General features: G+C 65.2%; 11 protein-coding genes. 10 read left to right on the top strand and 1 reads right to left on the bottom strand.

The annotated features are described in order from the left end of the window. Positions 1 to 4 precede the first annotated feature (4 nt). Entirely contained in the window at positions 5 to 928 is a 924-nt protein-coding gene (gene cysB, locus JNK68_10625; GenBank protein ID MBL8540812.1) for an HTH-type transcriptional regulator CysB, read from the bottom strand. Positions 929 to 1,106: 178 nt separating this feature from the next. Between cysB and JNK68_10620 the strand changes: the two genes are divergently transcribed. From JNK68_10620 to JNK68_10575, 10 genes are all read left to right on the top strand, one after another. Continuing rightward, on the top strand, positions 1,107 to 3,203 hold the full coding sequence (locus tag JNK68_10620) for a nitrite/sulfite reductase (protein MBL8540811.1): 2,097 nt from the start codon (positions 1,107 to 1,109) through the stop codon (positions 3,201 to 3,203). A gap of 10 nt (positions 3,204 to 3,213) precedes the next feature. Next, a complete protein-coding gene (locus tag JNK68_10615) occupies positions 3,214 to 3,966 on the top strand; it encodes a phosphoadenylyl-sulfate reductase (GenBank protein ID MBL8540810.1) in 753 nt (250 codons plus the stop codon). Positions 3,967 to 3,986: 20 nt separating this feature from the next. After that, positions 3,987 to 4,925 (top strand): sulfate adenylyltransferase subunit CysD, encoded by a 939-nt coding sequence (gene cysD, locus JNK68_10610; protein MBL8540809.1) that lies wholly within the window; start codon positions 3,987 to 3,989, stop codon positions 4,923 to 4,925. Continuing rightward, positions 4,925 to 6,205 carry a sulfate adenylyltransferase subunit CysN gene (gene cysN / locus JNK68_10605; protein MBL8540808.1) on the top strand — a complete coding sequence of 427 codons (1,281 nt, stop codon included), beginning with the start codon at positions 4,925 to 4,927 and terminating at the stop codon, positions 6,203 to 6,205. The genes cysD and cysN overlap by 1 nt, the downstream gene beginning before the upstream one ends. Next, positions 6,205 to 6,960 carry a uroporphyrinogen-III C-methyltransferase gene (gene cobA, locus JNK68_10600; GenBank protein ID MBL8540807.1) on the top strand — a complete coding sequence of 252 codons (756 nt, stop codon included), beginning with the start codon at positions 6,205 to 6,207 and terminating at the stop codon, positions 6,958 to 6,960. Before cysN ends, cobA begins: the two co-directional genes overlap by 1 nt. Positions 6,961 to 7,187: 227 nt before the next feature. Beyond that, positions 7,188 to 8,168 (top strand): sulfate ABC transporter substrate-binding protein, encoded by a 981-nt coding sequence (locus JNK68_10595; GenBank protein ID MBL8540806.1) that lies wholly within the window; start codon positions 7,188 to 7,190, stop codon positions 8,166 to 8,168. Positions 8,169 to 8,195: 27 nt separating this feature from the next. Further along, positions 8,196 to 9,071: an EAL domain-containing protein gene (locus tag JNK68_10590; GenBank protein MBL8540805.1), complete on the top strand. Its 876-nt coding sequence runs from the start codon at positions 8,196 to 8,198 to the stop codon at positions 9,069 to 9,071. Positions 9,072 to 9,093: 22 nt separating this feature from the next. Beyond that, a complete protein-coding gene (locus JNK68_10585) occupies positions 9,094 to 9,672 on the top strand; it encodes an alpha/beta hydrolase (protein MBL8540804.1) in 579 nt (192 codons plus the stop codon). A gap of 26 nt (positions 9,673 to 9,698) precedes the next feature. Continuing rightward, positions 9,699 to 9,836 carry a hypothetical protein gene (locus JNK68_10580; GenBank protein MBL8540803.1) on the top strand — a complete coding sequence of 46 codons (138 nt, stop codon included), beginning with the start codon at positions 9,699 to 9,701 and terminating at the stop codon, positions 9,834 to 9,836. 191 nt (positions 9,837 to 10,027) lie between these two features. Then, positions 10,028 to 10,141, top strand: a 114-nt coding sequence (locus JNK68_10575; GenBank protein MBL8540802.1) for a cysteine synthase A, incomplete at its 3' end; no start/stop codon positions are given.

Genomic DNA, 10,141 nt, shown 5'->3' with positions numbered 1-10,141 from the left:
CGGGTCAGCCGCGGGCCATCGCTTCGTTGACCACCCTGTGGGTGAGGGCCGGCGCAAACATCTCGATGAAGCCGTACATGTAACCGCGCAGGTAGGTGTTCTTGCGGATGCCCATGTGCGTGGTGCTCGACTCGAAGAGGTGGCTCGCGTCGATGGCGCGCAATTGCCGGTCGCGTTCCGGATTGAACGCCATGTAGGCGACGATGCCGATGCCGAGCCCGAGTTCGACGTAGGTCTTGATCACATCGGCATCGATCGCAGTGAGCGTCACATTGGGAACGAGGCCGCGCGCTTCGAACGCCTGGTTGATCTTCGATCGACCCGTAAACGCGAAATCATAGGTTATGATGGGAAAGCGCGCGATGGCCTCGATGGTGAGCGGGGTCATGTCGAGCAGGGGGTGTCCGGGCGGCACCACCACGCAGCGGTTCCAGTCGTAGCAGGGCAGCATCACGAGTTCGGAGAAAAGCTCGATCGCCTCGGTCGCGATCGCCAGGTCGGCCTCCCCCGAACTTGCGAGCTCGGCGATCTGCATCGGGCTGCCCTGGCGCAGGCTCAGGCGGACGCCGGGATAGCGCTCGGTGAAGCGTTTGACCACCGGCGGCAGCGCGTAGCGTGCCTGCGTGTGCGTGGTCGCGATCGTCAGCGATCCGGTCTGCTCGCTGGTGAACTCCTGGGCGACGTTCTTGAGGTTGGTAGCGTCGCGCAGCATGCGCTCCGCCACGCGGATGATGTCGCGACCGGGCCGGGTGATCTCGACGAAGCGCTTGCCGTGGCGCACGAAGATCTCGACGCCGAGTTCGTCCTCCAGCAGGCGGATCTGCTTGCTGACCCCAGGCTGAGAAGTGTAGAGCTTCTCGGCCGCCGCTGACAGGTTGAGCCCTTGGCGGGCCACCTCGCAGATGTATCGCAGTTGCTGCAGCTTCATACCGCTTCGCTATAAACAATGACTCAAATATTCTTAAGACCGAAATGATCGCGCTGGTACGATCTTAGGTCAACTTCGGGATAGAGCCCCGGAACCCGTCGTGCGGGTACGGCCTACCCACTTGAAACCTGAGGGGAAAGCGCCGCGTTGCGCAGCCCTCGATTCGGAGAATATTTGCATGTCTTTGCCGGAGAATCTCGCCAACCTCGAGGAGATCGACCAGTTCGGCGCGGCGGTCGGAAGCTTCATCGAAGGCGGCATGGACCCCGACAAGTTCACCGCCACGCGGCTGCAGATGGGCGTTTACGGCCAGCGCCAGGAAGGCGTCCACATGATCCGCGTCAAGGTTCCGGGCGGGCGTTTGTCGGCCCGCCAGCTGCGTGGTGCGGCCGACGTCGTCGAGCGCTTTTCGCAGAACGGCGTCGCCCACATCACGACGCGCCAGGACCTGCAGGTCTACTATGTTCCGCTCGCGCAAACACCGGCCGCCCTCAGCACGCTCGCGTCCTTCGGCCTGACGACGCGGGAGGCTTGCGGCAACACCATTCGCAACATCACGGCCTGTCCGCTGGCGGGTATCTGCCCGAAGGAGCACGTCGACGTGACGCGCTTCGTCGACGGGGCGGTCCAGCACTTCCTGCGCAATCCGCTCAACCAGCAGATGCCGCGCAAGTTCAAGATCAGCTTCTCCGGGTGCGAAGCGGACTGTGCACAGGGGCTCCTGCACGACCTTGCGGTCGTTGCCGTGCGCGACGGCGAGCGCTTCGGCTTCAAGGTGCTTGCGGGCGGTGGCCTGGGGCACAAGCCGCACGAGGCCATTGTCGTCGAGCCGTTCGTCGAGGAGCGCGAACTCCTGATGGTGATGGAGGCGTTGGTCGCACTCCACAACCGGTATTCGGACCGGGTCAAGCGCGCCAAGGCGCGCATCAAGTTCCTGGTCGACCGCTTCGGCCCCGAGGGATTCGTCGAGAAGTACCGCGAAGAGCTCGCGCATACGCGTGCAGGGCTGGCCGACAGGCCGTATCCCGCCGGCGAGTGGAAGGCGGGCGCCGCCGCTACCGAAGCACCCGGGCCGGGTGCGCCGCGAGGGGTATTTCCGCAGAAGCAGGCGGGCCTCGTCGTCGTGCCCGTGTCGATACCGCTCGGCGATCTCAACGCGCAGCAGTTGCGCGGCCTCGCGGATGTGCTCGACACGTTCAAGCTGGCCGAACTGCGTACCACGCAGGATCAGAACATCACGCTGCCGAATGTCGCGGCGGCTGACGTCGGGGCCGTGCGGCGTGCCGTTCAGTCTGTCGGTTTCGATCTCCCGCGCGCCGGCGACAATGTCGTTGCATGCCCGGGGACATCGACGTGCCGTCTCGGCATTACGTCTTCCACGATCGTTGCACCGAAGCTGAACGGCGGCAACAAGACCGACCTGCGCATCCGTGTCTCCGGCTGCCACAACGGTTGCGCGCAGCCCGAAACCGGCGACATCGGCATCTACGGCGAAGGCAAGCGCCTGCATGGCAAGCTCGTGCCGCATTACCAGACGTATTTCGGCGGCAGCGGCGTGGGTGGCGGCCGGCTCGCGCTGAAGGGCCCCTCGGTGCCCACACAGCGTGCTGAAGCCGCCATCGAACGCGTGCAGGACGCCTATGCGGAAGACGCCATCGCCGGCGAGTCCTTCTTCGACTGGGTGCACCGCAAAGGGCAGCAGTACCTGCGTGATCTGCTGGCCGAGTTCACGCGTGTCGAAGCGAACGAGGCACCCGAGCTCGCGCGCGATCACGGCGACACCGCGGACTTCCGCGTGCTGCAGCTCGGCGGCGGCGAGTGCGCCGGCGCGAGCCAGGTGACGGCCGGCGCGAATTTCTTCGAGGCCGCGCACGAGCGCGGTTATCGGGATGCTCTTTTCTTCCAGCGCAAGTATGCAGAGGCTGCGAAGTGCGGCGAGATCATCGCGCGCAGCGTCGCTCAGGCGCTGGTGCAGATCATCGGCGGGCGCAAGGTCGACGATCTCAATGCACTCGCCGAGGAGATCGCGCAGCGGCTGCCCGGGCGCAGTGATCTGGCGGCGCCGCTGGCAAGCTTCGCCGAGCTGGCGTCACTGCCGGAGGATGTCTTGAATGAAGCGGCCGTGGCGCCTCTTTTCCGGACGCTCGACGGCTGGACGCTGGCGGTGGCCGATTACTGCGTGCAGCGCGAACCGACTCTGGACCTGACCGGGGCGCTGCCGACGTCGGTGGCCGCACAGGCGGCGGCGAAGTCGCCGGTCGCCCAGGCGGCGTGAGGAGACCGGGATGAATCTGGTAGAGAAAGTCCGCAGCGTCGCGACCATGCTCGAGCAGGTGGCGGGGGAGTATCCGCCGGCGGCGTTTGCCAACAGCTTTGGCGCCGAGGACGTGGTGGTGACGGACCTCATCGCGCGGCATGCCCCGAGCATCGAGATCTTCACGCTCGACACCGGGCGTCTGCCCGAGGCCACACACGTGCTCATGCGCGAGCTGGCGGACCGGTACGAGTTGCCGATCCGCGTCTACTATCCGGACGGGGCACGGCTTGAAGCCTACACCTCGGCCCATGGCGCGAACGCATTCTTCGACAGCGTCGACCTGCGCAAGGCGTGCTGCGAGGTGCGCAAAGTTCATGGACTGCGGCGCGCGCTGTCTGGCAAGCGCGCCTGGGTCACCGGGCTGCGGCGTGAGCAAAGCCCCACGCGAACGGCAATTGCGGGCAGCGAGTTCGACCAGGAGCATGGGCTGCAGAAGTTCAATCCGCTGTTCGACTGGACGAGAAACGAGGTGTGGGCCTACATCCGCGAGCACGATCTGCCGTACAACGCGCTGCACGACCAGGGCTACGCCAGCATCGGCTGCGCGCCGTGCACGCGCGCCATCACGGTGGGCGAGGACGAACGCGCCGGCCGCTGGTGGTGGGAAGATCCCGAGAGCAAGGAGTGCGGACTGCACGTCCGCAGGCCGGCGGCGCAACGGGTGAGTCTGCTCGCTGCGGCCCCGTCCAGCGCATCCAAAATCGACGAGGTGACTTCGTGAAAGTGGACGAGATCAGCGTTCTGGAGCGGCCGGCAAAGGCGACCAAATCGCGGACGCCCGGCGCGGCGTTGAGCCACCTCGACGTGCTCGAAAGCGAGGCGATTCACGTGCTGCGCGAGGTTGCGGCCGAATGCCGCAATCCGGCGCTGCTCTTTTCCGGCGGCAAGGATTCCATCGTCCTGCTGCGCATCGCCGAAAAGGCGTTCCGACCGGGCCGTTTTCCTTTTCCGCTGCTGCACATCGACACCGGACACAACTTTCCCGAAGTGATCGACTTTCGCGATCGCCGTGCGGCGGAACTCGGCGAGCGGCTGATCGTGCGCTCGGTCGAGGATTCGATGCGCACGGGGCGCGTGGTGCTCAAGCGCCCCGACGAGAGCCGCAACGTGCATCAGTCGGTGACGCTGCTCGATGCCATCGCGGAGTTCGAGTTCGACGCCTGCATCGGCGGCGCGCGGCGCGACGAGGAAAAAGCGCGTGCGAAGGAGCGCATCTTCTCCTTCCGCGACGAATTCGGCCAATGGGATCCGAAGAACCAGCGCCCGGAGCTGTGGAGCCTCTACAACACGCGTGTCCATCCGGGCGAGAACATGCGCGTGTTTCCCATCAGCAACTGGACCGAACTCGACGTGTGGCAGTACATCGCCCGCGAGGGACTCGCCATTCCGAGCATCTACTACGCGCATGTGCGGGAGATCGTCCGCCGCGGCGGGCAGCTCGCGCCGGTGACGGCGATCACACCGCCGCGCCCGGGGGAGGCGGTCGAGACGCTGTCCGTCCGTTTCCGCACCGTCGGTGACATCACGTGCACCTGCCCGGTGGAATCGATCGCGGCAACCCTGCTCGACATCATTGCCGAAACAGCGATTACCCGCATCACCGAGCGCGGCGCCACGCGCATGGACGATCAGACGTCGGAAGCTTCGATGGAGCTGCGGAAGAAGGAAGGCTACTTCTGATGTCGGTGATGGAGTCTTTCTCGTTTCGCGCGAGCGAGCTTCTGCGCTTCATCACCGCGGGCAGCGTCGACGACGGCAAGAGCACCCTGATCGGGCGGCTGCTGCACGACTCGAAGGCGATCTTCGAGGACCAGTTGCACGCAATCGCGAAGACGACGCAGAAGCGGGGCACTGCCGGGGTGGATCTTGCACTGCTGACCGACGGCCTGCAGGCGGAGCGCGAGCAGGGCATTACCATCGACGTGGCGTACCGCTACTTTGCGACCCCCAGGCGCAAGTTCATCATCGCCGACACGCCGGGTCACGAGCAGTACACCCGCAACATGGTGACCGGCGCCTCCACCGCCAATCTCGCCGTCATCCTCATCGATGCGCGCAAGGGTGTGCTCACGCAGTCGAGACGCCACGCGTATCTCGCAAGCCTGGTCGGCATCCCCCATCTGGTGGTGGCCGTGAACAAGATGGATCTGGTCGACTGGTCGCGCGACGTGTTCGAGCGCATCCGCGGCGAGTTCTCCGCTTTTGCCGAAGCGCTCGGCCTGCGCGACATCACCTTCATTCCGCTCTCCGCGCTGCACGGCGACATGGTGGTCGAGCGCGGCGACAACCTCGACTGGTATTCCGGGCCGACGGTGATGGATCACCTCGAGGGCGTCGAGATCGCTCACGACGTGAACGAGCGCGATTTCCGCTTTCCCGTGCAGTGGGTCTGTAGACCGCACGAGGATGCATTCCACGATTTCCGCGGCTATGCCGGCCGTATCGAGTCCGGTTCCATCGAGGTCGGGGACGAGGTAACGGTGCTGCCTTCCGGTCTCACCAGCAGCGTTGCGCAGATCGTCACGCTGGACGGCAGTCTCGACAGCGCTGCGGCGCCGCTGTCGGTGCAGCTCACGCTCGCCGATCCGCTCGACGTCTCACGCGGCGACATGATCGTGAGGTCGGACGACGTGCCTCGCACGACCCGCGAATTCGCGGCGAGCATCTGCTGGTTCGACGCGCAGCCTCTTCATCTCGCGCGCAAGTACCTCATCAAGCATACGACCCGCACGGTGAAGGCGCTCGTCAAGGCCATCGACTACCAGGTCGACGTCAACACCCTCGAGCGGCATCCTGCGACAAGCCTTCGCTTCAACGAGATCGCACGCGTCTCGATCAAGACGCTGCAGCCGCTTTTCGTCGACGACTACAAGACGAACCGGGCCACCGGCAGCTTCATCCTCATCGACGAGGCCACCAACAACACCGTCGCCGCCGGCATGATCGAGAGCGGCGCCTGATGGGGAAGGTCTATCTCGTCGGCGCGGGCCCCGGTGCACCGGATCTCGTCACGCTGCGCGCTGCGCGCCTGCTCGAACAGGCCGACATCGTTTTCCACGACGCACTGGTACATCCGGAGACGGTGGCGCTGGCACGCAGCGCCGAGAAGATCGAAGTCGGCAAGCGCTGCGGGAAGCGTTCGACGGCGCAGCGCTTCATCAACAAACGGCTCGTCGATGCCGCACGGAAGTACGACGTCGTCGTACGGCTGAAGGGCGGCGATCCGATGCTCTTCGGGCGCGCGCAGGAGGAGATCGCCGCGCTGCAGGCCGCGGGCATTGCGTACGAGGTCGTGCCCGGCGTCACCGCTGCCCTCGCCGCCAGCGCGGATATCGGCATATCGCTCACGCGGCGCGGCCTCGCCCGCACGGTGACGGTCGCCACGCCGCGTGTGGGCTCGCACGAGGCCGAGAGCGACTGGGCGCCAGCCGTCATCGCGGCGGACACGTCCGTTCTGTACATGGGGATCGGGCAGGCCGCCGAGATCGCACGCTGTCTGCTCGACCGCGGCATGCGGTCGTGCACCCCGGTGCGTGTGGTGGAAAACGCTTCGCTGCCCGGCATGCGCGAGTACCGCATGACCCTGGCAGAACTGCCGCAGCTGACGGAACGTGGGATCAACGGACCTGCGCTCATCATGCTGGGCGAAGTATTCGCGGCGAAGGCGGCCGCCGCCGCGCACGACGTTCTTCCGCTCATCACCCGCATCGCCTGAGCCCGCCGGGCTCGGTCATCCCCGGTTGTTCTTTCCTGCCCGCGAGTACCGGTTGGTTCTCGCGGCAGTCCAAGAAGAAAGTGGAATAATAAAATATCCTCATATTCTTTGAGGTTCTATTTATCCCTGGCTATATTGGTACGGCCTGCGCAGGCCGGCGGTGCCGGCTGGCGCACCTGTCTGCCCTAAAACCGAAAAAATCAGGAGAAGTCATGAAGCTCAAGAACATGCTGCTGCTTGTCGCTGCACTTGCACTGCCGCTGCCAGCGCTGGCGGAAACCAGCATTCTGAACGTGTCGTACGACCCCACGCGTGAGCTCTACCAGGAGTACAACAAGGCTTTCGCCAAGCACTGGAAGGCCAAGACGGGTGAAGAGGTGACCATCCGCGCTTCGCACGGTGGTTCCGGCAAGCAGGCACGTGCGGTGATCGACGGTCTCGAAGGCGACGTCGTCACCCTTGCGCTTGCCTACGACATCGACGAGATCGCGGCGCGAGCAAAGCTGCTGCCCGAAGACTGGCAGAAGCGGCTGCCGCACAACAGCTCTCCCTACACTTCGACGATCGTGTTTCTGGTGCGCAAGGGCAATCCCAAGCAGATCAAGGACTGGGACGATCTGGTGAAGCCCGGTGTCGCGGTGATCACACCCAATCCCAAGACGTCGGGTGGCGCGCGCTGGAACTTCCTCGCCGCTTGGGGTTATGCGCTGAAGAAGTACGGCAGCGACGACAAGGCGAAGGAATTCGTCGCGGCGCTCTATAAGAACGTGCCTGTGCTCGACTCCGGCGCGCGCGGCTCGACCACCACCTTCACCGAGCGCGGCGTCGGTGACATCTTCATCTCCTGGGAGAACGAGGCGTTCCTGGCCGTGAAAGAACTCGGGCCGGAGAAGTTCGAGATCGTCGTGCCGTCGCTCAGCATCCTCGCCGAACCGCCGGTGGCGCTCGTCGACAAGGTCGCCGACAAACGCGGCACGCGCGCCGTCGCCGAAGCCTATCTCCAGTATCTGTATTCGGACGAGGGCCAGGAGATCGCCGGCAAGAACTTCTATCGCCCCCGCGACCCGAAGGTGGCGGCGAAGTATGGCAGCGTGTTCCCCAAGATCAATCTCTTCACCATCGACGAGCGATTCGGTGGCTGGCAGAAAGCCCAGAAGACATTCTTCGCGGACGGTGGGGTGTTCGATCAGATCTATCAGGCGAAGTAACGTTTCTCCCCGACTCGCAGTCCCCGCATGACACCGGAGATTCACGTTCAGCAGATCACGGATTACGTCGCGACGTTGCCTGACCGGATCGATCTCGGCTCGCCCCTTTTTCGGACCGAAGGCGGGCACGTCGCCGGGCGCTTCCTCAACGCCCGCGTGGCGAGCGTGTTTCAGCCGGTCATGGATCTGCATCGGCAGCGTGTGGTCGGCCATCAGGGTCTGTTGCGCGTGGAGGCACCGGGCGATTCGCCGCTGGCGCCGTGGAGCCTGTTCGCGCTGACGGCTGGCGATGCCATGCTGCGGCATCTGGACCGACTCTGCCGCACGCTGCATACGCTGAATTACTTCGCCCATGTCGACGCGAGCCAGAGTCTCTTCCTTAACGTCGAAGAACGCCTGCTGGCGAGCGTTCCGGACGAACACGGCAGGGTGTTCGAAGGTGTTCTCGGCAAGTTCGGCCTGAGCCCGCAGCGCGTCGTCATCGTCTTCCCGCGCAGCGTGATCGCCGTCCCCGACGTGCTGGCAAGAGGAGCGCGCAACTACCGGGCACGCGGCTATCGGGTCATGGTGCCGATCAGCCGCTGCGACGAACGGGTGCTCGGGATGTTCAACGACGCGCCGGTCGATCTCGTCAAGGTGGACGTGTCGGCGAGCCTGAGCGCTGAACGGCTCGCCGCGGTCGCAATGGCACTCGGGGAAAACGGCGTTGCGCTGCTCGCCGGCCGCGTAGAATCCGCGGACCTCCTGAAGAAAGTCATCGACGCCGGCGTCGAGTTCGCTCAGGGCTTCGTCCTCGGTGCGCCCGCAGCGCTCGCAAGGCGCCCGTTGTCTCAGGCGGATTTCGGGTCGGCGCGCGCTTTGTCTCATCCAGACGCGGAAAACATTGGCCGTGGCTCGCAGTGAAGCGCACCCCCAGGACGAGCACCTGCACACGGGTGGACGACCGGCATCTCACGCAGTACTCGTCGTTCCCGGCCTGGGGAACAGTGGACCCGGTCACTGGCAGACGCTGTGGCAGAACGTCCGCCCGGACTACCGGCGGGTGACGCAGCGCGACTGGAACGACCCCGATCTCGAGGCATGGGCGGGCGCGGTGGACGAGGCCGTGCAGGCTGCCGGGGTTCCGTGCCTGTTCATTGCCCACAGCTTCGGCTGCCTCGCCGTCGCGCACCGCGCGCTGCGGTACCCCGGCGGAATTGCCGGCGCGCTGCTGGTGGCGCCTGCCGATCCGCAGCGGTGGAACGTCGCCCGGGAGGCGATCGCCGGCAGCCCCTTCGACTTCCCCAGCATCCTGGTGGCGAGCGAGACCGACCCCTGGGTCGACATCGGGAAGGCGCGCAACCTTGCGCGACAGTGGGGCAGTCGGTTCGTGAACGTCGGTGCTGCGGGTCACATCAACGTGGACGCGGGCTACGGCCCCTGGCCCGAGGGGAAACGACTCTTCGAATCGCTGCGCGCTGCTGTGGACATTTGCACTCCCATCCCCGCGGACTGGCGATGGTAGTTCTCGACGGCGAGTAGCGCACGGCGATGGCGAGCGGGACAATCCGCGATTACATCGCGCGGCTGCCCGGCGATACTGGCGGCACTCTGCGGCGCGCGGACACCACGCGCGCCGCCGGCGCGGACCTGCCGCTCGGGTTCGCACTCGGCCGCCCCAGTCTCTGATCCACATCGGAGCACCGCTTATAACCTTCGGCATTGTAGAAATGCCATTTCATTTGCTAGGGGTATTTTCGAGAATGCTACATTCTCACTTTGCGCGGTGAGTTCGACATCGAACGCAGTCCGCAGCCGATGCGAAGCCGGTTGGAGGTGATCCCTTCTCGCAGTCTTCGCTTCTTTCACGGGAGAACATCATGCCAAGCTGGTACGAAGACAATTCACACTCCATCGGGCATACGCCGCTGGTCCGACTCAACCGGGTCACCGACGGTGCGCCTGCGACGGTGCTCGCCAAGATCGAGGGACGC

The sequence above is a fragment of the Betaproteobacteria bacterium genome, from assembly GCA_016791345.1.
Classification (GTDB): domain Bacteria; phylum Pseudomonadota; class Gammaproteobacteria; order Burkholderiales; family JAEUMW01; genus JAEUMW01.
The sequence above is the reverse complement of the archived record's forward strand: the minus strand, read 5'-3'. Positions and strand labels throughout refer to the sequence as shown.